Source organism: Diaphorobacter sp. ED-3 (assembly GCF_027625375.1).
In the GTDB taxonomy this organism is placed as follows: Bacteria; Pseudomonadota; Gammaproteobacteria; order Burkholderiales; family Burkholderiaceae_C; genus Diaphorobacter; species Diaphorobacter nitroreducens.
On the sequence record NZ_CP115182.1, the window covers coordinates 522,546 to 548,111 of the forward strand.

The 25,566-nt window shown below is 62.1% G+C and carries 23 protein-coding genes and 1 pseudogene; 11 read left to right on the forward strand and 13 right to left on the reverse strand.

What is annotated here, in order from left to right:
* Positions 1-166: 166 nt before the first annotated feature.
* Positions 167-697, reverse strand: a complete 531-nt coding sequence (locus tag PCQ86_RS02575) for a helix-turn-helix domain-containing protein (RefSeq protein WP_252101751.1) — start codon at positions 695-697, stop codon at positions 167-169.
* Between the two features lie 106 nt (positions 698-803).
* Positions 804-1,115: an HU family DNA-binding protein gene (locus tag PCQ86_RS02580; protein WP_270174796.1), complete on the reverse strand. Its 312-nt coding sequence runs from the start codon at positions 1,113-1,115 to the stop codon at positions 804-806.
* Between the two features lie 316 nt (positions 1,116-1,431).
* On the opposite strand from PCQ86_RS02580, the gene PCQ86_RS02585 reads away from it, so the two are divergent.
* The 6 genes from PCQ86_RS02585 to PCQ86_RS02610 all read left to right on the forward strand — a co-directional run bounded on the left by PCQ86_RS02585 (position 1,432) and on the right by PCQ86_RS02610 (position 7,868).
* Positions 1,432-2,100, forward strand: a complete 669-nt coding sequence (locus tag PCQ86_RS02585) for a DNA/RNA non-specific endonuclease (protein WP_442874554.1) — start codon at positions 1,432-1,434, stop codon at positions 2,098-2,100.
* A gap of 713 nt (positions 2,101-2,813) precedes the next feature.
* The gene (locus PCQ86_RS02590; RefSeq protein WP_270174798.1) at positions 2,814-4,508 is read left to right on the forward strand and encodes an OmpA family protein; all 1,695 of its coding nucleotides are present in this window, start codon (positions 2,814-2,816) and stop codon (positions 4,506-4,508) included.
* A gap of 39 nt (positions 4,509-4,547) precedes the next feature.
* Positions 4,548-6,098: a hypothetical protein gene (locus PCQ86_RS02595; RefSeq protein ID WP_270174799.1), complete on the forward strand. Its 1,551-nt coding sequence runs from the start codon at positions 4,548-4,550 to the stop codon at positions 6,096-6,098.
* Positions 6,099-6,113: 15 nt separating this feature from the next.
* Positions 6,114-6,968, forward strand: coding sequence for a hypothetical protein (locus PCQ86_RS02600; protein ID WP_270174800.1), 855 nt, complete (start codon positions 6,114-6,116; stop codon positions 6,966-6,968).
* A 9-nt stretch (positions 6,969-6,977) separates the two neighbouring features.
* Positions 6,978-7,205: a glycine zipper domain-containing protein gene (locus PCQ86_RS02605; protein WP_270174801.1), complete on the forward strand. Its 228-nt coding sequence runs from the start codon at positions 6,978-6,980 to the stop codon at positions 7,203-7,205.
* A 72-nt stretch (positions 7,206-7,277) separates the two neighbouring features.
* Positions 7,278-7,868 (forward strand): hypothetical protein, encoded by a 591-nt coding sequence (locus tag PCQ86_RS02610; protein WP_270174802.1) that lies wholly within the window; start codon positions 7,278-7,280, stop codon positions 7,866-7,868.
* Between the two features lie 171 nt (positions 7,869-8,039).
* On the opposite strand, the gene PCQ86_RS02615 is transcribed toward PCQ86_RS02610, so the two are convergent.
* From PCQ86_RS02615 to PCQ86_RS02640, 6 genes are all read right to left on the reverse strand, one after another.
* Positions 8,040-8,237, reverse strand: a complete 198-nt coding sequence (locus PCQ86_RS02615) for an XRE family transcriptional regulator (protein ID WP_270174803.1) — start codon at positions 8,235-8,237, stop codon at positions 8,040-8,042.
* An 82-nt stretch (positions 8,238-8,319) separates the two neighbouring features.
* The gene (locus PCQ86_RS02620; RefSeq protein WP_270174804.1) at positions 8,320-9,177 is read right to left on the reverse strand and encodes a hypothetical protein; all 858 of its coding nucleotides are present in this window, start codon (positions 9,175-9,177) and stop codon (positions 8,320-8,322) included.
* 20 nt (positions 9,178-9,197) lie between these two features.
* Positions 9,198-14,060, reverse strand: a complete 4,863-nt coding sequence (locus PCQ86_RS02625; RefSeq protein ID WP_270174805.1) for a hypothetical protein — start codon at positions 14,058-14,060, stop codon at positions 9,198-9,200.
* An 800-nt stretch (positions 14,061-14,860) separates the two neighbouring features.
* Entirely contained in the window at positions 14,861-15,421 is a 561-nt protein-coding gene (locus PCQ86_RS02630; protein WP_270174806.1) for a DUF6036 family nucleotidyltransferase, read from the reverse strand.
* A gap of 12 nt (positions 15,422-15,433) precedes the next feature.
* Positions 15,434-16,060 carry a helix-turn-helix transcriptional regulator gene (locus PCQ86_RS02635; protein ID WP_270174807.1) on the reverse strand — a complete coding sequence of 209 codons (627 nt, stop codon included), beginning with the start codon at positions 16,058-16,060 and terminating at the stop codon, positions 15,434-15,436.
* Positions 16,061-16,106: 46 nt separating this feature from the next.
* On the reverse strand, positions 16,107-16,409 hold the full coding sequence (locus tag PCQ86_RS02640; RefSeq protein WP_270174808.1) for a hypothetical protein: 303 nt from the start codon (positions 16,407-16,409) through the stop codon (positions 16,107-16,109).
* A gap of 718 nt (positions 16,410-17,127) precedes the next feature.
* Here PCQ86_RS02640 and PCQ86_RS02645 point away from each other — a divergent pair.
* The 3 genes and pseudogenes from PCQ86_RS02645 to PCQ86_RS02655 all read left to right on the forward strand — a co-directional run bounded on the left by PCQ86_RS02645 (position 17,128) and on the right by PCQ86_RS02655 (position 19,360).
* The gene (locus PCQ86_RS02645; protein WP_270174809.1) at positions 17,128-17,457 is read left to right on the forward strand and encodes a KGG domain-containing protein; all 330 of its coding nucleotides are present in this window, start codon (positions 17,128-17,130) and stop codon (positions 17,455-17,457) included.
* A 211-nt stretch (positions 17,458-17,668) separates the two neighbouring features.
* The gene (locus tag PCQ86_RS02650) at positions 17,669-18,130 is read left to right on the forward strand and encodes a hypothetical protein (protein ID WP_012655393.1); all 462 of its coding nucleotides are present in this window, start codon (positions 17,669-17,671) and stop codon (positions 18,128-18,130) included.
* Positions 18,131-18,194: 64 nt separating this feature from the next.
* Positions 18,195-19,360 (forward strand): annotated as a pseudogene (locus PCQ86_RS02655) (zinc-dependent alcohol dehydrogenase).
* 132 nt (positions 19,361-19,492) lie between these two features.
* Here the strand turns inward: PCQ86_RS02655 and PCQ86_RS02660 are convergent.
* The 5 genes from PCQ86_RS02660 to PCQ86_RS02680 form a co-directional block, all read right to left on the reverse strand.
* Positions 19,493-20,002, reverse strand: coding sequence for a DUF4142 domain-containing protein (locus PCQ86_RS02660; RefSeq protein ID WP_123674830.1), 510 nt, complete (start codon positions 20,000-20,002; stop codon positions 19,493-19,495).
* A 126-nt stretch (positions 20,003-20,128) separates the two neighbouring features.
* Positions 20,129-20,896: a class II glutamine amidotransferase gene (locus tag PCQ86_RS02665; protein WP_011803798.1), complete on the reverse strand. Its 768-nt coding sequence runs from the start codon at positions 20,894-20,896 to the stop codon at positions 20,129-20,131.
* Between the two features lie 33 nt (positions 20,897-20,929).
* Complete coding sequence (locus PCQ86_RS02670) at positions 20,930-21,118, reverse strand: 4-oxalocrotonate tautomerase (RefSeq protein WP_011803799.1); 189 nt, start codon at positions 21,116-21,118, stop codon at positions 20,930-20,932.
* A gap of 23 nt (positions 21,119-21,141) precedes the next feature.
* On the reverse strand, positions 21,142-21,378 hold the full coding sequence (locus PCQ86_RS02675) for a cysteine-rich CWC family protein (RefSeq protein WP_011803800.1): 237 nt from the start codon (positions 21,376-21,378) through the stop codon (positions 21,142-21,144).
* A gap of 106 nt (positions 21,379-21,484) precedes the next feature.
* The gene (locus PCQ86_RS02680; RefSeq protein ID WP_270174810.1) at positions 21,485-23,686 is read right to left on the reverse strand and encodes a malate synthase G; all 2,202 of its coding nucleotides are present in this window, start codon (positions 23,684-23,686) and stop codon (positions 21,485-21,487) included.
* A gap of 226 nt (positions 23,687-23,912) precedes the next feature.
* On the opposite strand from PCQ86_RS02680, the gene PCQ86_RS02685 reads away from it, so the two are divergent.
* Together PCQ86_RS02685 and PCQ86_RS02690 are read left to right on the forward strand one after the other, a co-directional pair.
* On the forward strand, positions 23,913-24,851 hold the full coding sequence (locus PCQ86_RS02685) for a LysR family transcriptional regulator (protein WP_047349345.1): 939 nt from the start codon (positions 23,913-23,915) through the stop codon (positions 24,849-24,851).
* 91 nt (positions 24,852-24,942) lie between these two features.
* On the forward strand, positions 24,943-25,527 hold the full coding sequence (locus PCQ86_RS02690) for a DUF3016 domain-containing protein (protein WP_270174811.1): 585 nt from the start codon (positions 24,943-24,945) through the stop codon (positions 25,525-25,527).
* Positions 25,528-25,566 lie beyond the last annotated feature (39 nt).

Below are 25,566 nucleotides of genomic sequence, written 5' to 3' on the forward strand. Positions count from 1 at the left end.
CAAGCCTTGGCTGGCAGATCGATTCGCAGTAGACCTGCTGTTTCTTGTAGCCAGGTACCCGCGCGGTCAACGCAGGCCTATCGTTGGCTACTGCTGCTTGTGAGTAGGGGCTGCAGACAATGACTGGCCTGTCAGCACCAGCAATGTGCAAATTGTGCACATTGCCTTACTCCGCAATCTGCTTGCGCGCAGCGCGCACCCCCATGTTGAGCACCTCGCGCACGCGCTCCAGTTGCGCAGCGCGGGGCATCACCTCGCCCGTTTCCCACTTGTACACACTTACCACCGAGACGCCGAGCAGCCGGGCCATGTCCTTTTGGGTCAAGTGCAGTGCATGTCGCTTGGCAATCAGCGCTTCATGGCTGAAGGTGAATTTGCGTCCGCCACGGGCTTTGCTCGCTGTGGGTTCCACGGTCGGCGCCGCTGCCAGCGTGCGCGCATTTCCTGAACCAGCCTTGGATCGTCCCTGGGCAGCCTGCTGGCGCTCCGCGGTGGCGTCCGTCTTCTCCTGGGCCCTCTCCTGGGCCTTTGCCAGCCCGCGCAGCTGTAGGGTCAACGCCTTGAGGTCGCGCTTGAGTGCGGCGATCTCGGAACGCTGTGCGGTGACTGCTTTGCGCAAGTGGCCCAGTTCGCCTTTGATCTCTTTGCGTGCCATGCGCATGACTTCGGAGCGGAAGGCGTCGGAGAAGGCTGTCATTGATTCAACTCGGTTTTGTCAGTAGCGCCAAGCGTAGCAGGCGCCAACCAAAAACCGCCCGGCGGCTGCAGCACGCGGGGCGGCTCCTGGAATGGGTGTGACGGACTTACTTGCCTGCCTTCTCCGCCTTGCGCTTGGCGGCCTTGGGATCGACCACGGCCTTGAACTTGGCGCCGGGCACAAACTTGGGCACGGTGGATGCGGGGATCTTCAGGGCCGCGCCAGTGGCGGGGTTCTTGCCGGTGCGGGCAGCGCGCTTGGCGGACTTGAACGTTCCAAAGCCCACCAGTTGCACCGCATCGCCCTTCTTCACGGCGGTCTGGACGGTCTCGATCAGGGTTTCGAGGACGGCGTTGGCGGCCGCCTTGGACAGGTCGTTCTTGGAAGCCAGGATTTCAACAAGTTCGGCGCGGTTCATGGTGCTTTGGTTGGTACGAGGAGTAAAGCGCGATTTATAGCCGATGCGCGCTCCTGCCGTGGTTCGGTGCATTCCGAGGCTGACGCAGCGCATCCACGCGTTTCGAACGGGAGGGTGTTTCTCCCGCTGACACCGGGGCCTTGCTGCGGCGTGATCCAATCGATCGCTTTGCCTGTTTGTCGTGGGTTGGATTTCTCTTCGGGCGCCATCGCTGCGCCCCGCCTTCGCAGCACTGGCCGCTGCCACCGCTGCCGTCTTTTGTCTTCTCACCACCAACCCTGTAGAGGCGCTCTCTCGTCAAAGCGCGTCCTCCGGCATCGCGCTGCCGACGCGCTTTGCGCAGTGCCCGCAGTTCTTTGCCCATGCCCAGCCTCCGCGGGTGGCGCAGCAGCCTGCGCTGCGCGAGCTTTGCTACGAGGCCTTTGCGGTGCTGCACAGTGGCGTGACGCGCACTCCGGTATTCGTGGCACAGCGGCTCAATCGCCGTCTGGTCGAGGATGCCGATGAGAAGCGTGCCAAGCGTTTTTTTGCCGATGCCCGGCTGCCGCGCAATGAGCGGGCGGAGCTTGAAGACTACAAGGGCTCGGGGTATTCGCGCGGGCACATGGCTCCGGCCGGGGATATGCCCACGCCTACGGCCATGGCCCAGAGTTTCTCGCTGGCGAACATGGTGCCGCAGAACCTCCAGCACAACGGCGGGGCCTGGGCCAAGATCGAGAAGGACACGCGCAAGTACGCGCTGCGTGCCCGTGGAGATGTGTATGTGATCACCGGGCCGGTATTCACGGCCGCAAGTGAACGCATCGGCCCCGGTGGGGTACGGGTGCCCACCTACCTCTACAAGTTGGTCTCTGACGCGACCACTGGACGGGCCTGGGCGCACTGGCAGGCCAACCGGGAAGGCGAGCGGGTGTCACGGCCGATCAGCTATGCGGAGCTGGTGCAGCGTACGGGGATTGAGTTCTTGCCGGGGCAGGTGCCATGAGTCACATGGGCTGACTCCGCGCGAGCTTGCAGGGTGCGGAGGATGTAGCTTCCAATGCGGCCGAATCGGCCTGGCTCCTCGTTACATTGAGCAGCCAGTAACCTCGCGGATCGTTGGTTTTTTCATTGGGGCACCTGCTTATTCGACTTCACTTGCCGATCTCGGAGGGCTCGAAAAGCAGGGCAAAAACCTGTCCTGTGACAGCCCTTGAGGTTCGCCGGGAAACAGATCAGGTGTGCGTTGGCCCGTCATGCCTCACCAGGACTTCAGCGGGAATGCCTAATGTCATCAGGCGCCGTAGTCGTTGCCTTTAACGTTGAACACTATTCAGTTGTTGCCAAAGATGCTGGCACTACCAAAAGCGGCTTTCACATCGGCCGTCGAGCGCCACTGGCCTTGAGGTTCATGTTCACGTGATTGACACCCAGAATCAGGGCGTGGGTGCGACCCAGCAACGCTAAGAGGCCGGACAGGTATACATGTGCTTGGTGCATGGCCTGTCCGCCTTTTACCCGAATAGCGCACGCATCCAGTAGGCCCCTAGGTTCGTCAGCGAGTAGCATTTTTGTGACAAATAGCTACAATTCTTCAGATTGCTAACAATTGACGCCGGAAACTTGGCTCCTTCTCTTGTTGGCTTAGCACTCGTCCATGGCCCGCACTGTGCGCACGGCCGAGAACCATTACAACGAAAGCAAGAGATGACGCGTCCAATGCGCCACCGCGGGGGAAATGACGGCACGCCTGCTGCGGCGGGGTGGAGTCTTAAAAAAACTGCCGTCGTGGCTGGTTTGGTGCTGGGTACCACGGGCTGCCAGACCCTTGAACAGGGTGGGCAAATGATCCGCGACACGTTTGCCAGTAACGATCCCTGTGCATCGTCGGCCCGCAATGTGGGCATCGTGGCGGGGGCTGTACTGGGTGCCGCGATTGGCAGCCAGATGTCGGACAAGAAAGCCGGTGTGGCCCTGGGCGCAGGCCTTGGTGCTTCCCTGGGAGGCCTCATCGGCAATGACATTGACCGCCGCCGATGCGAACTGCACAAGATTGCGCAAAGCCACCAACTGGAATTGCTGGTGAGTGATATCCAAGTGACCAACGCCTCCATCGACACCGGCAGTACAAATTCCAAACTCACGGGCCTGAGCGTGTCCATCATCGACACAGGCGAGCAATTCCCTAGTGGCTCATCCACGCCCACCGCGCAGGCACGCATGGCTTTTGCCGAAGTGGCTCAGGCATACCAGCGCGTGGCCGAAGATGACAAATCCCAGGACAAGGCAGCCGCTCAAGCCCGACTGCGCAACATGCGAATCTTGCTGGTCGGCCACACAGATGACACCGGCAATTCGCGTCTGAATGCAGATTTGGCTGAGGCACGCTCCAGCGAGATCGCCAAGATTTTTGCGGCCCAAGGGTTTGCCGCCACCCAGATCTTCTACCAAGGTGCGGGCGAGACTCTGCCCATTGCCGACAACAGCACGGAAGAAGGCCGCTCCAAGAACCGGCGTGTGGAGATTGTGGACCTGAGCAGCGAGGAGGCCTTTGCCCAGTACCTCGCCAACCGGCGCCCCAATCTGAGTTTCTACCGGGAAGCAGCGGCACGCCCTGTGACTGCAGCCGCTCAACCTACTGTGCAAGCAAAAGCGAGCACTTCCACGCAGCCAAGAGCCCAGGGCCAAGCTGCATCGAGCGCCAAATCGGGTCGCAAAGACCGGGCTCGCAGCACCACCGCCGCCGCCGATACGGCCGCCTCCAGCACCGACTCTCCAGCGATGGCACCTGCTGCCATCGCCTCTCGAGGCGTGCTAATGACGCCAGCGGCGCCCGGGGTGCGTGAATTCGACTTTGGCGGCACCCCCATCATCGGACAGGCCCGGACAGTCCAGATTGGTGAACTCAAGGCCAAGCCGGCCTTCGCACTGATGTCCTCCGCCCATGCTAGCCTGCCCAATGGCTTGGGCAGCTGCCAAAGCGACCGACCACGAGTGGCCCATGGTGTGAAGTCGCTGGCCGATGGTGCAACGCCCACGCGCAACACCGCCGAATACATGCCAGGCCTGTACAACACCAGCTGGGTCGGCATGGCTGGGAGCCATCTGGTGGCGCTCAACCGGGTGGCCGTTCTGCGCGATGGCGGCACGCCTGCCCATCCGCCCGAGCTGCTGGTGTACGACAACTACAAGGGCAATACCTTGGCCAAGGCGGACTACCGAAAAACGCCTGAAGTCAACACCTACCTGGGCGACAAGGCCTTGCTGTACCGCGTGTTTGTGGATGGTCCCGTGCAGTGCATAGACGTGGTGATCCCTAACGACAACCCGCGTGAAGCGCCCCAATCCAACCTGGTCTATGCCTATGCCGGGCAGATGTACCAGGCGAAATTCGCGCCCGTGCTCGCCAAATAACACCTATAGCCCTATCCAACCTCTGAGGGAGCCTCCATCTTGGACTCTATTGCCACTCTTCTTGCGGAACACATCACAGCTATCACGCTGCTAGCCGCGTCGGTTCTGCTATTCATGTCTTTTGTCGCCAGCTCACGCTTTCGCCTATGGGTGCGTGACTTCTGGGTGACGCTGCCTGTGGTCGGCTCCATCGCACGGCTGTCCAAGGACCGTACACAATCGAGCGATGGTTGGCTGCGCGCTGAAGAGACCCTGTGCGGTATCTACAAGCCCTTTGCGCGGCTGGTGGGACCGCAAGAATTTGCTCAATCCATCGAATATCTGCGCAAGGCTGTCGACCTGGGCCGTACGCCCACGCCCCTTCGGGTCTGGTCGCTGCTGGTCGTGCTGGTGATTGCCGAAGGCATGGGTTTTTCCTATCTGCTGGGCACCTGGATGGCGCGCGAAGGCAGTGCCAACACACATACCGTTTTGATGGCCGCCATAGTGTTCGTGCTGTGTGTGCTGCTGGTGTGGATCACCCACTCGGCTGGCCGGCAGTACCGCCGCACCTCGTTGCTGCGTTCGTGCTTCAAACGTTTCAAGGACCTGGGAGCCAAGGAGTACTCAGTCGATCCGGTGTCGCTGGAAGATGACCAAGCCGTCGACCAACACCAGCCCGCTTTCAAGCAAACTCTCAACCGCGTAGCCGAAAACTCGCACGACACCGGCAACTATGGCTGGGTGATCACGGCTATCGTCACCATCGCTTTTATTTCCATCACCTCCACAGTGATGCGGGTGAAAAACATGGAAGGTGAGACCATCCGTGAAACCGCCATGCAGGCCCAGACGTCATCCGGCAACCCGTTTGCTGCCAGCCTGCCTACCGAGGTGAGCCAGGCACAGGACCAGGCGGACAAGGCCGCACAGGCCGATGCCAATACCGCTAAGGCCACGGAAGGCATCGCCGCTTTCATCATGCTGGGCTTCATCTTTGTGATCACCCAGATCGTGGGTATTGGGGCGGGCTACAAGTACAGCTTTGTGGGCCGTGAGTCCGGAGCAGCCTTCAAGGTCACACGCGGTTTTTCCACTTACGCCGAGTACTTCCGTTTTGTGCAGCCGCTGCGCGACCTGGCTAATGGCCGCCTCAAGGAGCTGCAGCAAAAGTTGGAGGAAAAGGCCCATACTCGCCTGAGCCTGGACAAGACCTTTGACGACTACCTGATCAAATCCGACGCCAGCAGCGCCAGCGTGGCTCAGGGCGCCGATGAAGTCTGGAACCGCAAGCGCGCGGCACAACAAGATCATGCAGCGACAGCTCCTGCCGTTGCGCAACCAACGGTATCGCCAATGCCTGTCGAAGTCGCCCCTGCAGTGGTTTTCACAGAGGTAACGCCGGCCCTGGCGCCTGCTCCAGCACTGTTGGTGGTCGACGAGGTGGAGAGCGTAAAGGCCGAAATCCAGCGCTTGGACAATGCCGAGGCTGAAAAAGCCTACTTTCTGTCGCTGCCTGCCGCAATCAAGGCAAAGCCCGAACTTCAGGCTTGGCTCAAGGAGCGCAAGGCCCAGCGCGAAGCGGCTGCCAACATTGATGAGCTGTTCTGAGCAGGATCGCACACGATGAAACTGCTTTGCAAAAATCTGCTCTCGGTCGCCGCGTTTGCCCTGTGCGGCACGGTCCTGGCCGGCACCGACAATGACGTGCCCAGTTGCTATGCTGCCAACAAGTTGGAGGTGAGCGTCCCGGCCACCACCACTGAGCTCTTTGTTCTGGTGGATCAGACCACCCCCCTCGATGCCACGCTGCAGGCCTCGGTGCGCGACAACGTGGGCCGGCTGATCACACCAGGCCGTGCCTACACCATCGCCAGTTTTTCCTCGTTTGGGCAGGGGCAGTATCTACAGGTGCTTAGCGCCGGCACGCTTGAGCAGCCTCTGCCTGCATCCCAGCGCGACAGCATTGGCTCACGGGTGCTGCAAAGCTTCGATGCCTGCATGAAGGGCCAGGCTGACTTTGGACGTCGCACAGCCGCAGCTGCCCTGCACAAGGCGCTAAGCGGACTGAACCCCGATTTCGCCAAATCGGATGTGATGGGCAGCATCAAAGCTATATCGGCGCGTGTGCGCAGCTCCCAGGCGAGCGACAAAATCGTGTTTCTGGTGTCAGACATGTTGGAACATTCGGGCATCAGCAGCTTTTATGCATCCAAAAACGTGCGCCGGCTGGATGTGGCCACTGAGCTGAAGAAGGCCGAGGCGGCGCAAATGTTTGGCGATCTGGCCGGGGCCCGCGTCTTTGTGTTGGGTGCGGGCCTAGTACAGGCCAGTTCTGGACCCGGCGCCAAGGACAGTGGCGTGTATCGCGATCCACAGGCCATGAATGCGCTGCGCCAATTCTGGACTCAGTATATGGAGCGCAGCCAAGGCAAGCTCGAACAATTTGGTGCGCCGGCCTTGTTGGTACCTGTTCAGTAAATCCAGTTGGTGCAAATTTTGCACATACTGCCGGCGATACATGCCGAAATCACCAAGGCCCATGAGAAGGGGCCCTGTGCATCGTCGGCCCGCAATGTGGGCATCGTGGCGGGGGCTGTACTGGGTGCCGCGATTGGCAGCCAGATGTCGGACAAGAAAGCCGGTGTGGCCCTGGGCGCAGGCCTTGGCGCTTCCCTGGGAGGCATCATCGGCAATGACATTGACCGCCGCTCATGAGAACTGCACAAGATTGCGCAAAGCCATCTATGAAACAGTAGCTCCATTCCCATCCACACTCTGACCATCGTCATGATCAAAAAAAGTCTTCCCTTCCTCGCTGCATTCATCCTCGCCGGCTGTGCAGGTGGTTTCCACCATGTCAACCCCAACAACGAAAAGGTGAGCTTCTCTGACCCCGTGCTGGCCGAGACCGATACGGTGAATCTCACCTATGTCCTGCTGGAAAAAGAGCAGGGCGGCAAGCAGTACCGCCTTGTAAGTATCTCCAAGGTCAAGCCCAAGATCGCCAATGTGCGCCAGGAACGGGTGGCATTCAACGCGGACCTGACCCGCTTTGCAGTCGATTACGACGAGTACGACTGGGAAACCTTCGTGGACTACCAGAACTACAGCCAGAAGACGCGCATCATGGTCTGCCAGGGCAAATACAGGTCGATCAAGACCCAGCGCTACAACCCCTGCACGAGCGATTTCAAGGCGCCCTTCATTCCCACCAGCGTGACCAAGGCCTACGTTGCTGGCCACATGCCCTACGAGGCCCGCAAGCTCTGGGACAACCCCAACTGGAATACCAAGGTGGTGACCATCAACCCCTGGCAGGCCCTGTCTGAATCCGGCGCCATCCATAAGCTCGGCATCAAGCGCGTTGAGACCCAATAAATGAACTCACCTACCGCTAAATCTCTTGAGAGGTTGTAGGGTTTCGCGGGACAAGAACTCTGACTTGCTCCGTTACCGGGGCAGATGTTTCGGTTTCGCCACCACGCCCGTCCCAGACGGGTGCGCGTCGATGAGATAGATTTTGAGAGGTTTTCGCTAGGCCCCACGGAATTAACCGCGAGTGATTTCTGAAACTTTTGCCTGGTCAATTTCAAGCAAATTTGCTGCGGCATCTTGGGTCAGACGTCGGGCTCTGATTGCCCGTGCAATTTCTGCCGCTAGCGAAGCCTTACGTTGCATTTTTGCGGCCTCTGCATACCCAAGGTCGGCATACACATTGGTACTTCCAAGCTCAATTGCGACAGTCATCTTTTGACTCCTCGTGTCTGTTGAGACCAGCGGCATGATCCTCATCAGCAGTCATACCAACCATTGTGGACTGGTCATGAGCCTACTCGCCAAATAGCAACTGCTGGACATCTTCGGAAGGTTGAACCAACTCCTTGATGTTCAGAATGCACGTGATGGTGAGCATCGAGCGGCCCGACGCCAGCTTGCGTTCGATTTGTACTTCGCACCTGACTGTCCGATGATGGAATTGAGCCATCTCGAGTGCCTTGATAGCGCGCATATCGTCAGCTGTGTTTAGGCAGAACGTGGCTTCTTCTGCCGCCGAGACAAACTCCGGCGCGTCCTTCCAGGCAAGTATTTCGCCACGCACCTTCCCATCCTTCTCATCGACCCCACGAGTCGGCACGAATTCGACGATAGTCAGATTGGCAACCAGAACCTCCTGCGGGACATGCTCGGCGAATCCACCGACGGCAAGTGTTGCCTCCGCCAATTCCACCGACATCTCTGGCAAGCGCGCTTGACGCAGCATCTGCTCAGCCATGTCCGGATTTTGTGCGTGCTCTATTTCCTGGCTAATCTCTTCGACGCTAGGGCTTTCTCCCGCCTTGAAAGCCTTAAGTACGGCGCTAACGCGATTGCTTGCGTCGACCAACTCCTGATCAGCCAGTTTGCGTAACCCAGAGAGCAGGTCAGCCCCCTTCGCCTTGGCGGAAGATCCTGACAGTACATCAGGCTGTTGAGGCAGAACATAAAGAACGGCTAGTTGCTGCAGATCAGCCGAAACACAGGGAAGGTAATCAACCACGCGTTGCTCTCTCATAATGAAATTGACCCGACGCGATAAACGATCAATATGCGAGGGGAGTTCAATGACGGGGATCCATAGACCATCTGGAACGGCGCCCTTGACAAGTGCCCCGACTTGGCAACGTCCGGCAGCGATCTCTTTTTTCACATAATCTATCCTTGGATTCATCATTGACTCCTTTCAGTTGGCAGAAAAGCGGCTATCGCTGCAGCGCGAAACACATATCGGCTGATCTCCCCCACTGTTCGGGGAGACACTACGGCAGCAGTTGCGGGTTGGACGTGAGCGCCCCACCGGTGTGGGGAAGCAGAGACACGGAGAACTAAGCCAATTCCCGTTGCATTGAGCTGGGAGCGCAGAGCGCTGCGCTGCTGCAAATCCAAGTTTGCGGGCGCAGCGACGAACACTTTCCAAGTGTCGGGTAAGCACCGGGCGAGCAATGCCGCGGCCAGATGCGATGACTCCGAAGACGGAAACTGGCCGAACCCGCGATCGTTGAAGCGGCTGATGATCAAGGCCAAGTCGCCGCCCTTGCTCTGTCGGAGCGCTTGGAGCTTTTGCCAACAAAGCACGGCGCGATCCGAGGAAAGCAGAGTGGGGCGTCGATCGCTACGACGGCTTGCAGAATCTGGGTGAATTGGGCGCCCCAACCCGGCCGCGACCGCGCGGAGCGCGACTCCAACATCGTCGTTGTCCACGCCTGTGACCAGCTCAACGTCGCCAGCACTGAGCCCGTACCAGCGCAACAGAGTGGCCCACGCCAGCGATGCCGCGCGAATGCGCGGGGTCTCGGCGGTCAAAGTAGGCATCTTTGGTGCCAGCTTAGGCTCTGCAATGGATGACCGCAGCGGCGCGAGCTGGGCCAGCAGGAAATTCCAGCTAGCGCGGTGATCAGTGACTGGCGCATGCTCGCGATGACGTGCCACGTCGATGGCCTGCGCAGTTCTTCCTGTCACGAATGCCATGAACTTCGAGCTGATAGCCAGACGGGCCTCAGTCTGCCGCAAGCGCAGCGAGAGTCGAACGGCGGCACCGGCGTCGTAATACTGCTGTGTCGTCGCAAATGTGGTGGAGTGCCTGGCGCGGCGCACCGCCAGAGCCATCGCGCGGCTCTTCTCGTGCAGCTGATTCGCTGTGTATGCCGGTGGTTCGAACCATTCTCCAGCCGTCAGCGCTGTCAGCATGTCAGGCAAAGGCGCTACGCCGTGTGTGACAGCAGAGGCTCTCAAATCCCTCAAGGTAAGCGTTGGAACTCCCGTTGCGAGCCGAAGTGCACGGACGATTAGCGCTTCCATGTTTGGGGCGATATCGGCATCCTCGAATGCGAAGAGTTGAGCGGTGAGCCTCTTGCCCAACGTGCGAGATTGCAGGCGTGCAATGTCAGATAAGCTGCTCCGCAAATCCGGCGACAAGACCGTGACCGAACCCCTGGACCCCGAAGACTTCAGGTGATCAAAGCCACTCGTGTTGATGTGCACCAGCGCGCCGTCAGTCGACACGTCGCGTATCGTGAGATTGGACGCCTCGATCGGCCGGCAGCCAACATCGGCCAGCAGGTGCATCTGCGCTACAGCCAGCTCCCTCCATGGAACCGTCTGGCGCTGAATCCATTCGGCCGCCCGCTGGATCTCGTGGTCAAAAACGACAACCGGCTGGCGCAGCGCGACAGACGACACACGCTGGCGATCAGGCAACAGTTTGGCGGGCACCGCGATGCCCTGGTGCCGCAGGAATGAGGTCAGGTGCATCAGGGCGCCGCTGACATCACTCAGTGTTTCGTCAGCGCGCCCCTTGGTCAGTGTGTTCCATGTAACTACCCAGTCGTCTGGTTCGAACTCGTCGACGGGGATCGGAGCCGCCAGCACAGGTGACAAGATCGTGAGGTATTTGTACAGGGTGCCGGGCTTGATCGCGTTGTAGGTGGGGGCTACGCACTCTGCGATAACCCAGTCGCAGGCCAGGTGCAGGTTGTCGCTGGTCGGTGGTAGGGACCGTTGCAATGCTTGGACGACTCTCGCAAGAGATTTCTTGCGCCGCTGTGTTTCACCTAGTTGCATCCGCTTATTGGCAAAGTGGCGGACATAGCTGACGAGGTCCTTCATGCCGCGATTGCGGCGCCGTACGGGCACGGTTGCAGTGGGGGCCAACAGAGAGGCCGGTTGCTTGTTGATGCTTCTGGCGACATCTACCGCCGAAATCGACCGGGTGCTGGCAAACGCTGCAAACTGTTCCGTGGGTGCGGTATGCACGAGAGCCCAGTGCATCGCCAGCGTCGTCAGCCACGAGATGGGATCCGCAATTCGCTGGACGTCCAGATCAGGATCCAGCGTCCTGAGCAGCACGCCGAGGTCAGCTGACAGATTGCCTGCGTTCGCCGCCGATGTGGATTGCCCGCGCAGTCGCAACAGGCAACCCTGAGTGAACAGAGACAGTGGCCGAAACGCTGTCACGACGCCCTCGTGCGAGTGCTGGGCAAAGACAGCCTGCTTCACGCGCAGCGGCTGCTCCACTACCGCACCCCGCAACGCCTCCAACTCGTGCGAACTTACAACTAGGTCGAACAAAATCATTGAGAACGTCAAGGAGGCCCCAGGTTCGGCGTCCGTGAGATCAGCTCTCAAGAAAGTCGAACGCAATCGCGCAAAATAACGAGCGGCGACCAGCGTTTCTTTTTCAAATGGGCAGCGCTGCACGTGGATGTTGGGCGTAATCAGTAAATCCTGGGCACGCAGCTTGTCCGCGAGGTAGTCATTCTTGGGGTGTGTCAGCCTGTAGACCGCTGCGGCGGGCGGCTGCTTGAGCTCTCGTTCACGCACCGGCCCCAGGCCTACCAGGGGCGTCAGACCCAGTGGATCAAACACCTGCTCCAGCGTGCCGAGGAGGTGGTCGCACACCTCGACCGGTGCCAGGGTCCCCTGCAGGCCGAATGGCTCGGCACCGGCGAGGTGACGTCCGGTCCAGGCGTTGATGGCCATGGATGGACAACCGCATAGCACCAGTTCTGAAAAACCAAAGTGTCGGCCCACGTTGACCGGCATGTCAAACGGCTCCAGCGCCGTGGCCAGATCCTCGTGGGCGACGGGGGCGAGGTAGTAGCGACCTGTGCGGCGATGGCGTCGATACCGATGAAAAAGGGTGGTTATCGCTTGGTCCAGCGTGCCGGCATTGATGCAGATGTCGCCGTTGGCGACGGCTTTTTGGAGGCGCTCAACCATCGCCCCCTGGTGAGCCCGAAGATGACGAAGCGTCTGCCGCGTCACGCCCGGCAGCGGAACCAGACGCCTTGCGCTGTATTCATCCGACTCCTTGTCGCGGACCAGCGTCAAGCCGGTATCGAGGTCAACGTCGCTCCAAGTGGCCGTCTGCAGGCGGGAGCCGCGGTGTCCCGTCGTGACCACAAACAGGAGGGCACACGCCAGCTGGTACTGGTTTTGATATTCGATGGTGTCGGCGATGCGGCTGCGTTGCGGCAGCTTGATGCGCAGGGACTGCAGCGCGGAGCTGAACCTTGTAAACGCTGCGGCCAGTTGGGCGGCCGATCGATACTGCGGCGAGCCCACTTGGGATCGTGGCAGTTCTGTAATCGCGGGAGGTGTCAAACCGAGCGCGCGGCAGGCCAGACTGATGTTGTGAAGTATTTGGTGCTCTGAGATGGCCAGGTAGAAGTGGTCCGCGAGCGGGCAGAGTCCCCAATCGCCGCTGATCTGGGCCGCGAGAGTCGGGTTCACGCCGAGATCTAGCAGGAACAATCCGAGAGATCGAGAAAGTCGAGACAATTTGGGACCGTGGGATGTCGTGTCGCACTCGTTGAGCAGCGTGAAAACGTCGCTCTCATCGATGCCGTGCCGTTCCAGGCAGTTGCCGAATGACAGCAGCCGTTCACTCGAAGAAATAGACCGCTTCAGGACGTTGGCGACCTCAACGGGCAGGCCAATTCGGCGCCAGTCCGCCTTCTTGGCGCCGGATGTCTCATCCATGCGCGACGTGATCGCGCCGATGTTGCGCAGCAGGAATCCCCCATCCAGGTCGATCCAGGTGTCCCCGTGTTCATGAAATCGGAGCTGGGCTAGCAGACGCAGGGGCAGGCCCGCCAGCAACATGAGCAGGCATGTGCCGGCGGTCAGGCGAGCTGACACGTCGCCCCCGCGCAAAAGGCGGGTCAGATGCACGGTGCAGTGCTTCAATTCATTGGGGTGTAGCGCATCCCAGCGCAGCGGCAACCCATGCCCGTCGAGGCCTGGCAAGTGCGCGGCCTGCCTGATCTGCCAACCTATGAAGTGGCCTTCGATTTCCTGTGCCGACGGCCCACTCTCGGCGTCATGCTGGGGGCGTTGTTCAGCAACGGTGGAACAGGGGGGCTGCGTGGCGGTTGCTGGTGGAGTATTGACTGTCGGTTGAGGGGGTGGGGGAGGTTGCGTCGCTTCCAGTGCGAGAGGAGGGCTAGAAAACGAAATCGCGGCCCAGATGCTCCGTAATTCCTCAAGAAATTTTGCGGTTACGGCGGTGGTGGTGGCGATGGGTGTGACGCCCGCAATCTCTTGGAGTTTTTCAATCGGCTGGCGCGCCAGCTGTTGCCACCCCGACAAGCGTGCATCCGCCAGCTTGCGCCACCCGTTGCTCAAATCCGCAGGAATCGGCAGATTACGGCTCCAGCTGCTATAGACGATGAGCGCCCACCAGGTGAGAAGTACCAGGCGTGCGGCTGGGTGCAAATAGTTAGCCGGCTGCGTGATAGCCGCCCGGCCCGTCTCGCTTGGGGTGGCTGCACATGCTGACTGTCTTTCGGCTTCAGCCCAGTCCTGCGCATGTCGGATTTGGTTTGTAAACTCCACCAGACCGGCGGCATTTGGGTTCGCCTTGAGCAGGTGCTGGGCTCCTTGCGAGAGCGTTACAAGTGCGCGGCGTCGCTGATGCTGTCCCTGGTCTTGTATGCACAACAGGCGAGCTAAAAGCGGGGTGGATGGACGTGCGTTTCCCTCCAGTGAACTGGAGGGAATATTCGACGGCGACGACACATCGGGCGACAACAAGGGCGGCCTCCTGGTTTCGGTGACATTGGGCGGGTGGGGGTCATGAAGCGAATCCACGGTGGGCCGTTGATTCGCGCTTCCTGGAATGCGTCGGAAACTAAGGATGGCGAGAGCGCCAGTCGCGCAGATCGCTATTGCGGAATGCGGATGTGGTCTGCTCTGGCCGTGGCAGGCTGTTCGAACTCGTGTCGAGACCGAAATTGCTGCTCAGATTGAAGTGCCAGATATAGCAAAAGCAAGGCTGTCGCGCTTGACGCGAACAGCGTAGCCAGGGCTAACGGCGATTGGTGACAGGGCGCACCTGTCCTATGTTCTTACCCTGCATTTCAGCAAGATAAGACGATCAAGAAGCGCACATGGATGCGCATTGTTCAAAAAGGATTCAAGAATCCCGCGAAACCATTAAAGCCAGCAGCAGATCGCCAAGACCGAAAAATGCAGGTTCTGGGTAACCGCCTGGCTCGCACGGAATCTAGGGCCCATGCGGCTGTCTACATCGTATCAGACTTGGTGAGCGGGCAGTGGTGAATTTCGCTGACGAACATTGATCGGCAAGAAAAATGTCTCGACGTTAATAAATGCGAGCACGAGGAGAGGAGTACGGGCTCGCTGTGGGTCGCACGATGATTTCGCTGACAGCCGCGTTGAAAGTCACATCCTCCGCTCCCTGTAAGCTCGCGCGGAGTCAGCCCACGTGACTCACGGCACCTGCCCCGGCAAGAACTCAATCCCCGTACGCTTGGCCGCGAAGTCTTCCGCGGGACTTGGAAAGCCAGCGCGTGTGATCGCCAGGCGTTTGTTCATGGCGCTTCGTTGTCGCTGGCCGGTGGCTCTGCGTGCCGCGCCCAGCGCCGAATGCGGGCTCGAAGTCGGGTTTTCTGCCCGTCGGCCAATGGCATGTCGGCGGCCCTCTGCACAGCCGCGTCAAACTGCACGTACCCAATTCGCAGCAGCGCGATGCAGAACTCACGGTCCTTTTCCCTGCCCGCCCAGGCCTTGGACATGAACAAGTCCAGCACGTCCAGGCAGTAACCAATCTTCAGGTCTGTCTGGGCGGTCTGAACCTTGTGCAGCCGCTCTTTCCAGCCGCTGGGCAACACCGCGGTCTCAGGTCCCACGCCTTGTGCGTAGACCTTGTGAGTGATGTGAAACCAGGAGCCTTCGCCAATGCTGCCGTCCAGCAAGTCGGCCTTTTCAGGGGCGCCCAGTGGGTACATGTCCGCCTCCATGGAGGCTTTGAGCTCCTGCGGCGGATTGGGCACAGGACCCAGGATGGACTGGCTACCCACGATGACGAACTCATACTCGTGGGTAACTTGCGCTGCTGCGCGGATGAGGTGCTCGAGTTGCTCGCGTTCCACGCAAAGCTTCCTTCAGGCGCTTGCCTGGGATTTCAGGCTCTTGATGTCGTCCAGTACCTTCTGGCGCACTTGTTCGGGCAGCACAGACAGCATGGGCGACGCTTGGCGCAGCTCATTGGAACGTTGCGTGCTGGCCAATACGCGTCTCCACTGCTTTCGGTGCAACACGACGGACCATTCGTCCCAGAGTGGGGACGAGCGCGAGCCGGGCTGCGCGCGCCAACTCTCGAGCGTCTGCAAGGCTTTGAGCCGCAGCTTGTCATCTCGCTTGACCAAGCGTACCGCTTCCTGGTGCAGGACCAGGCTTTGCAAATCTTGCAGCTGGTGGTGCGAGACGGGCACTCGCGTACTGGCCTGCGCCGCAGCAGTCTGCGAGTCCTGCGCCGGGGTTGCCGGATTGGCCAGGAGAGCTAGGTCGGCACCGAAGCCCAAGGCTCCCATTACGCGCACATAGCTGCCCATGGTCGGCGAAGGCTCTCCCGACTCGATGGCGCTGAGCGTCATACGCGACAGTCCCGCGGCGGCTGCTAGTTCGGTGCTGGTCAATCCTTTGGATTGGCGCGCGGCTTTCAAGCGCTGCCCCAACTGCAGGAGCAGTTGCCGCTCAAGCGCTGAAGATATCTCGACGGATGCTGGCATTTGTAAGGCATTATATCCAATTTAAGGGAATTTTGTCCAAAATGCTTTACACATGATAGGACGCAAGCTCCTTGTGGCTCAGTTGAGCGCCTTCGGCGGGCCGTCCACCAACCGTAAAACAATGCTCAAAGGCCAGGTCACTCTCCTGTACCACCCAGCCCAGTTGTTGAACAGTTTTGCGCATGATCCATTGGTTTTGCTCGGCAGTGCACCATCGCTTGTTCAGTAGCCCCTGAAACACGGCTTTTGCGGTGGCCGTCTGATCCCCACCAAACTCGGCAAGCGTGCGCTGACAGTAGGGCACCATCTGCGTGACCAGGTCTGCACACACATCGAAGGCCGCCAGCACTTCGGAAGATGATGTCCCCGGGACATAAAACTGCCCCCTCCTGTACCAAGCTCAGCTTGGGCTGCGCACCGGCGAGAGCAGAAACTGCCGGAATGATGGGGAAGTCTTCCAGCGCCCCCGGATAGTTGGCACGGTTGATGGACATGTTTGCTCCATTTGCCACGATTCCCGGAAGCTCCTCTTGTGCTGATCTTCCAATGCCCAAGGGTTCCAGATGGCCCGTCACCTTACTCTGAAGTTGCCCTACTTCTTCAAGTGCATCAGCCAGCCGCGTTGGAAGCCACAGGCCAATGGTCGCTACCGATCCATACACGGTCGGACGGCTGGGGCCTGATTGGACGCGTGAAACTTACATGTTTCGGCGTTAATCCGTATCTGACCATTGGTCTAGTGGATGGAGTCGTTGAACTCGAATTTAATGAAATCAATGACTTACAGAGCCTGCCTCCATGATCATTGGTCCCAAACCCGCTTTGTGCCATTCAAAGACGACCTAATGAGTGCTCTCCGAAGCCAAGGGTCGTGGGTTCGATCCCCGCCAGCCGCGCCACATTCCCCAGCCCTTGTTCCCAAGGGTTTTTTTGTTCCCACCGTCCATTCGTCAAGCCGCGCCTACGGACGGGTAGTCCCTAGCCTACGGTTGGCCCTTTGCAGTCCCCCGACAGTGAACTTCACACGGCAGTTTCCGTGTGACTTGTTCAACTTACCGGAGATGGAAATGGCAAACACCAATCAGGGCAACCAGAACCAAGGCAACCGCAATCATAGCCAGGGGAGCCGGGACAACAGCCAAGGGCAGTCGGGCTCGGGGCGCGGATTCGCCTCGATGGACCCCGACCGCCAGCGCGAGATCGCCGCAGAGGGGGGGCGTGCAGCGCACGCTTCGGGTAACGCCCACGAGTTCACATCGCAGGAGGCCCGCGCCGCGGGAGCCAAGAGCCATGGCGGCGGGGGCAACAACGCCTCTTCCGGCTCCGGCAATACCCGGGGCGGCAGCGGCCAGCAGCAGGCGCGCGCCGGCAGCCAGAGTCACAAGAACGACCGTTGACGTCTGGCAGGGACCGGAGGCCCGCAGTAGGCAGGGCCTTCGATCCAGCCGGTGTCCCGCGCGGGTCGGCACGCGCGCTTAAGCCCCAAGCTGTCAGCCATATAAGCGTGCTCCTACATCCCATACGAGGGCATGTCCGCAGGATGAGACGTTTCAAACGTGATCGAACTCTGGTGGATACAGCATCTGGTCCGCTCCCATAGGACTACCCATGACCACATCAACTCCCCATCCCTGGGGAACGAACCTGCAAAAAGCCCAGACCTTTCAACCGGACTGGGACAGTTACGTCGTCACGAAGGTCAAGCATGTGCGGGCGGCCTTGCTCTCCGGCATCGACACCTTCAGCGCGGAGGGCTTCACCGTGCCCATGGCCACCGGCTTCATCGAGCTGACGGGGATGCGCGCAGGGTCCTTCCGCACGTTTCTGAAGATCGGGTTTTCCGAGTCCAACCGCGTCATGCTGCCGACGTTCCAACTGGTCGATAACGCCGCGGTGGGAACGCTGATCCTGCCTTCTCCCTGCTTTGGCTCCGCGCTCCAGTTCGTCAACAGTCCCATGGCCCATTTCCGCATCGGCGGCGATGGTCGCCGCAACGCGTTGGCCACGGACGTCACGCTGTTGAACAGCGCATTGATCGAAGCCGGCGAACCCGAAGGCATGGAAATCTGAAACCCCGGCGCACAGCCCGGCGCGCCGTGCGCCCGGTGACCCCAGCCATTGACGGAGTGATCGCATGAAAGCGCTCACCTACCAAGGCGCCAAGGACGTGCGCGTGGAAAACGTGCCCGACCCCGTGCTGCTCGCACAGGACGATGTGCTGCTGCGCGTCACTGCCACGGCCATCTGCGGCTCGGACCTGCACATCTACCGGGGAAAGATCCCTGGCATGAAGGACGGCGACATCCTCGGCCATGAATTCATGGGTATCGTGGAAGAGGTGGGCCCTGCAGTGACGGCGCTGCGCCCTGGTGATCGCGTGGTGGTGCCGTTCGTCATCGCCTGCGGATCCTGCTTCTATTGCGACAAAACCCTGTTCGCGGCCTGCGAGAACACCAATCCGGGACGCGGCGCCATCCTCAACAAAAAGAACGCCACCGCGGGTGCAGGGCTGTTCGGCTACAGCCACCTCTACGGCGGTTACCCCGGCGGGCAGGCCGAGTACGTGCGGGTGCCGCACGGCAACGTCGGGCCGCTGAAGGTGCCCCAGGTGCTGAGCGACGAGCAGGTGCTTTTCCTGTCCGACATCCTTCCCACCGGCTACCAGGCGGCGGTCAATGCACAGATCGGGGCGGGCTCTTCGGTGGCGATCTTCGGCGCGGGACCGGTGGGGCTGATGAGCGCGCCCTGGCGGCGCGCCTCCTGGGCGCGGAGCAGATCTTCATGGTGGACCATAACGAGTACCGGTTGCAGTTTGCCCAGGCCACGTACGGCGTGGTGCCCATCAACTTCGACAAGGACGAGGACCCGGCCGAAACCATTCTCTCGGCCACGGGTGGGCACGGCGTGGATGCCACGATCGACGCCGTGGGTTTCGAGGCCAAGGGCAGCGCGCTGGAGACGGCGCTCACCGCCGTGCGTCTGGAGGGTTCCAGCGGCAAGGCGCTGCGCCAGTGCATCGCCGCGACGCGCCGCGGCGGAGTCCTCAGCGTGCCCGGGGTCTATGCCGGCTTCATTCACGGCTTCCTCTTGGGTGACGCCTTCGAGAAGGGGCTGACCTTCCGCATGGGGCAGACGCATGCGCAAAAGTACATGCCCCAGTTGCTGGAACACATCGCCAACGGCCGCATGCGGCCGGAGGTCATCATTTCCCACCGCATGAAGCTTGCGGATGCCGTGCGCGGCTATGAAATCTTCGAGAAGAAGGAAGAGGAGTGCGGCAAGGTGGTGTTGACGCCCTAGCGCGCTGCTACCCGCGCGTGCTGCTGCCCGCGTACGGTGAGGCCGGGCCAGGTTGGGCAGGCCACCGGCCGCCGGAGTCAGTCATCGCCTCCCTCCCATGGGTGGCGATGCGGCCACCCATCGGCCGGGCCTTCATCGCTTGATGGAAACCGCCAGGTCTTCGGCGTGGTCCTTGTGTGCCTTGAGTTTCGGCAGCGCCTTGAGGGCGAAGGTCTGGATCTCCGGATCGTCTGCGTCTTTGCCGGCCGCCTCGAACAGCGCGATATCGTGGCGGTGGTCGTTAAGGCCCACCTGCGAGAGGAATTCCTGGTCGAATTTCTGGGCTTTGGCGAGCTGGTCCAGTTGCTTTTGCTTGTCGCCAGGGAGGGTGGTGGGCAGCGCGACGCCCTTGCGCGCTGCCAAGGCCCGGAGTTCGTCGTTGGCGGCGGTGTGGTCCTTCACCAGCATCGCGCCAAACGATTTCACTTCGTTGGCCGTAGCGCGGTTCTGTGCAAGCTTGCCGGCTTGGACCTCGTAGAGCCCGCCGGTAGCGGCCTGCGTCAGGAATTCGCGGTCTTTCGTGCTGGCATCGGCATGGGCCGCTGCGGCGAGCACCAGCCCGCAGGCTGCGGTCACCAGCCTGGCGGTGCAGATCTTTGGCATGGCTGTCCCCCTAGAAAAAAGGGCCAGTATCCGGACGGCACTGCGAAGGGACTGTCGGCCCGTGCAGGAGGGGTGGGTCAGCCGTCTCCTACCGCCACTGCGGGGCGGCTGCGCCGGCAGGGGCGCTCAGGCGGCCTGGCACTGGCCGTCCACGAACACCCGCATCTCCCCCGACTGGAAGGCAGTCCATTGCTCGTTGGAGGTCAGCGGCGCCGTGACGACCACGGCCACCTTGTCGTTGGGCGTGGTGTGGGCGGAAAAGTCCACGCGCAGGTCTTCATCGCACAGCTGGGCTTGCGAGAACGGGTGGCGGCGTTCGATGTAGTACAGGTGGGTGGACGCGTGCGCCCACAGCGCCTGCCCGTTGGACAGCAGGAAGTTGAAGGTGCCGTGGGGCGCAATGCGCGCCGCCAGCTCGCGCAGCGTCAGCGTCAGCTCCTCGATGCTCGGCATGCCGGCGTGGGACTTGCTCAGCTCTTGCATCAGCCAGCAGAACACATGCTCGCTGTCGGTGGTGCCGACCGGGTGGAAGTGCGCGTGCAGGCGCGGACGGAAGTCCTTGAGGTCGCCGTTGTGCGCAAACACCCAGTAGCGCCCCCACAGCTCGCGCACGAAGGGGTGGCAGTTTTCCAGGCTCACCACGCCCTGGGTCGCCTTGCGGATGTGGGCGATGACGTTGCGGCTCTTGATGGGGTAGCGGCGGATCAGCTCCGCCACGGGTGAATCGGTGGCACGCTCATGGTCCACGAAGTGGCGCAGCCCGCGCCCCTCGAAGAAGGCGATGCCCCAGCCGTCCGTGTGGTCGGCCGTGTTGCCGGCGCGTTGCGCAAACCCCGTGAAGCTGAAGGTCACGTCGGTGGGCGTGTTGGCATTCATGCCAAGGAGCTGGCACATGGGCGATCGGCCTGTGGTGCGTTGGAGGGCGGCTTACTGCCGGTCCAGCCAGAGCTTGCCGCCCGTGGCCCAGTTCTCGCGCTTCACGTCCGTGATCAGGATGTCCACCGACTCGGGGGAGCCTCCCAGGATTTCGACGGACACGCGCGTGATCTCCTCGACCAGCTTGCGCTTTTGCTCGACGGTGCGGCCTTCCATCATCTCGATGTGGTACGTGGGCATGGTGGTGGGATTCCGGTTGGGGTTCAGGGGTTGGGAACGACGGGTGCCGGGGCCTGCGGCGCAGCGGGCTCTTCGCGTGCACACAGCGGGCAGATGCACGCGCGGCCGCGCGCCTCGGCGGGCAGGCGCGCCAGTGCGTCGCGCGAAACGCTCTCGTGCATGCACCAGCATTGCTGCGCCGGCAACCCGGCGGCCACGGCGCAACCGTTGGATTGGCCGCACAGCGGGCAGCGCGTGGTGGAGGGAGCGGTGGTGGGCATGGGGGAGAGTGTACGAAAGCACAACGGCACCCGTGGGTGCCGTTGTGGTCAAAATGGCCCCTGGCGCCCGTCCATCAAGCGCTAGCAGCTATTGTTTGAATAGCAATCAAGCCTTCTTCTGCGCGGCCTTCACCTTCTGGCGCCAGGCGTGCAGCAGCGGCTCGGTGTAGCCGCTGGGCTGCTCTACGCCCTTGAACACCAGGTCGCAGGCGGCTTGGTAGGCCATGGACTCGGCAAAGCGGCCGTGCATGCGCTGGTACAGCGGGTCGCCGCTGTTTTGCTGGTCCACCTTGGCGGCCATGCGCTCGAACGTGGCGCGTACCTGCCCTTCGGTCACCACGCCGTGCAGCAGCCAGTTGGCCACGTGCTGGCTGGAGATGCGCAGCGTGGCGCGGTCTTCCATCAAGCCGATGTCGTTGATGTCCGGCACCTTGGAGCAGCCCACGCCCTGGTCGATCCAGCGCACCACGTAGCCCAGGATGCCCTGGATGTTGTTGTCCAGCTCCTGCTGCTTTTCGGTCTCGCTCCAGTTCGGGTTGCTGCTCACGGGTACGGTGAGCAGGCCGGTCAGCAGGTTGTCGCGCTCGGCGTCGGCGTCCACCTTCAGCAGCTCGGCCTGCACGGCGGCCACGTTGACCTGGTGGTAGTGCAGCGCGTGCAGCGTGGCGCCCGTGGGGTTGGGCACCCAGGCGGTGTTGGCGCCGGCCTTGGGATGGGCAATTTTCTGCTCCAGCATGGCCTTCATCAGGTCGGGCGCGGCCCACATGCCCTTGCCGATCTGCGCGCGGCCGGACAGGCCCATGGACAGGCCCACCAGCACGTTGTTGCGCTCGTAGGCCTGGATCCAGACGCTGCTCTTCATGTCGCCCTTGCGGATCATGGGGCCGGCCTGCATGGCGGTGTGTATCTCGTCGCCGGTGCGGTCCAGGAAGCCGGTGTTGATGAAGGCCACGCGCGCCGTAGCGGCGGCAATGCAGGCCTTCAGGTTCACGCTGGTGCGGCGCTCTTCGTCCATGATGCCCAGCTTCACGGTGTTGGCGGGCAGGCCCAGCACCTGCTCCACGCGGCCGAACAGCTCGTTGGCAAACGCCACTTCGGCAGGGCCGTGCATCTTGGGCTTGACGATGTAGACGCTGCCCGTGCGGCTGTTGCGGATGCCACCCGCGCCACCCTTGAGGTCATGGATGGCGATGGCCGTGGTGACCATGGCGTCCAGGATGCCCTCGGGGATCTCCTTGCTCTCGGCACCCCACAGGATGGCGGGGTTGGTCATCAGATGGCCCACGTTGCGCACGAACATCAGCGAGCGGCCGTGCAGCTTCACGGGCTTGCCGTCGGCGCCGGTGTATTCGCGGTCGGGGTTCAGGCCGCGCGTGACCTGCTTGCCGCCTTTGTCGAAGGTGTCGGTCAGCGTGCCCTTGAGGATGCCCAGCCAGTTGCTGTAGCACAGCACCTTGTCTTCGGCGTCCACGGCGGCCACGGAGTCTTCCAGGTCCAGGATGGTGGACAGCGCAGCTTCCACCACCACGTCGGCCACGCCGGCGGCGTCGCCCTTGCCGATGGGGGTGTTGCGGTCCACACGGATGTCGATGTGCAGGCCGTTGTTCACCAGCAGCACGGACGATGGCTCGGCCGCATTGCCCTGGTAGCCCACGAACTGGGCCGCGTTCTTCAGGCCGGTGGTGGCACCGCCCTGGAGCGTGACGGCCAGCTTGCCGCCCTCGACCTTGTAGGCCGTGGCGTCCTTGTGCGAGCCGCTGGCCAGCGGGGCCGCCTGGTCCAGGAAGTCGCGTGCGAATGCGATGACCTTGGCGCCGCGTACGGGGTTGTAGCCCTTGCCCTTCTCGGCGCCGCCTTCTTCGCCGATCACGTCGGTGCCGTACAGCGCGTCATACAGCGAGCCCCAGCGCGCGTTGGCGGCGTTCAGGGCGTAGCGTGCGTTCAGGATGGGCACCACCAGCTGCGGGCCGGCCTGGATAGCCAGCTCGGCATCCACGTTAGTGGTGGTGGCCTGCGCGCCCTTGGGGGGCTCGACCAGGTAGCCGATCTGGCTCAGGAAGGCGCGGTAGCCTGCCATGTCCTGGATGGGGCCCGGGTTGGCCTTGTGCCAGGTGTCCAGTTCCTTTTGCAGGCGGTCGCGTTCGGCCAGCAGGGCCGCGTTTTTGGGCGCCAGGTCGGCCACGAGGGCATCGAAGCCCTTCCAGAAGGCGGCCGGCTCGACGCCGGTGCCCGGCAGCACCTGCTCGTTGATGAAGGCGTGCAGTTCGTTGGCCACCTGCAGGCCGTGGACGTGGGTACGTGCGGTCATGAGAAACCCCCTAGCGGTAATTGAAAAGCCGTGGCCCATGGCGGAGCCTTGCATGCCACTGTATTGGAAATATTTCCATTAATAAATCGCGCACATATCTCTTAACCAATGACTTTTTTGCAAAGGTTGGCACACTCCGCATGGGGAGTGCGGTGCATGCTTTCATGAAATTGATAGCTGCTTGCGCTTGCTGTATAAGGCTTGGAGCCTGATTTGGCTTGTATTCATGGACAAACTCAAAGCGTTCGAGTCATTCGTGTCGGTGGCCACGCGGGGCAGTCTCACCGCCGCCGCCAAGGCCGAGGGCGTGGCCCCGGCCATCATGGGGCGGCGCCTGGACGCGCTTGAGGAGCACCTGGGCGTGAAGCTGCTGGTGCGCACCACGCGGCGCATCGCGCTCACGCACGAGGGCAGCGCCTTCCTGGAGGACTGCCAGCGCCTGCTGTCCGATGTGGCCAACGCCGAGGCCAGCGTATCCGCCGGCGGCGTGAAGGCCACGGGGCATCTGCGCGTCACTGCGCCCGCGGGCTTTGGCCGGCGCCATGTGGCGCCCCTGGTGCCGCGCTTTCATGACCTGCACCCCGAGGTGACCCTCTCGCTGAACCTGAGCGACCGCGTGGTGGACCTGGCGGGCGAGGGCTACGACTGCGCCGTGCGCGTGGGCGACCTACCCGACTCGTCCCTGGTCAGCGTGCGCATGGCGGACAACCGTCGCCTGTGCGTGGCCACGCCCCAGTACCTGCAGCGGCGCGGCACGCCCACCCACCCGGGCGAGTTGGCCCAGCACGACTGCCTGACCCTCTCCAGCGATGCCTCGCAAACGCGCGGCTGGGCGTTTCGCGTGCCGGTGGCCGGCGGTGGTGGTGCCACCGAGGTCGTGCACTTCAAGCCCGGCGGGCCCCTCGATTGCTCCGACGGCCAGGTGCTGCACGACTGGTGCCTGGGCGGCTGGGGCATCGCCTGGCGCAGCACCTGGGAGGTGGAGTCCGAGATCGCGGCCGGCCGCCTGGTGGCGGTGCTGGAGGAGTTCGCCGCGCCGCCCAACGGCATCTATGTCGTCTTTCCCCAGCGCAAGCACCTGCCGCTGCGCGTGCGGCTGTGGATCGAGTACCTGAAGCACCATTACGCGCAGCCCGAATTCTGGGCACGGCCCGCCTCTGTCTGACATGAACGCGGGGCACAATGCCGCGGCATTCCTCCCGCCCGGCCCCCATCATGCCGGGGCCGTACGCACGGCCCACCGTACAGGAGCTTTCATGCGCATTCCCATTCTTTCTGTTCTCCCCGCCTTGCCCGCCGCTCGCTGGATGCTGGCCGCCATGGCGCTGGCCCTGGTCGCCGGCTGCGCCTTGCCCGCCCGGCACGCGGAAACCACGCCGCGCGCGCACGGGGTGCCGGCCGGCATGGTCAGTGTCACCTACGCGGATCCAGCCGGCTTTGCCGAGGCGCGCGAGCAAACCCCGCACGAGCCCGCCGCGGCCCGGCGTGCCTGGATGGATGCGCTGTGCGAGCACCTGGCCGAGCGCGTGGCCGCAGCCTTGCCGGAGGGCGAGCGCGCGGAGGTGCACATCACCGACGTGCGCCGCGCCGGTGCATTCGAGCCCGCGGCGGGGGCCACAGCCCAGGCGGTGCGCGTGGTGCGCGACGTGCATCCGCCGCGCATCGCGCTGGAGTTCAAGCGCCTCTCGCCTGACGGCCGTACCTTGGCCGAAGGCAGTCGCACGCTGCCGGGCCTGGCATTCCAGATGCGCGGGGACCGCTATCCTGGCGACAAGCTGCGCCACGAAAAGACGCTGATCGACGATTGGGTGGCGCAGGAGTTCTCCGCGCGCCGCCCATGACCTGTGCGCGCCGCGCGTACCTCTGCCGAAAGGAAACCT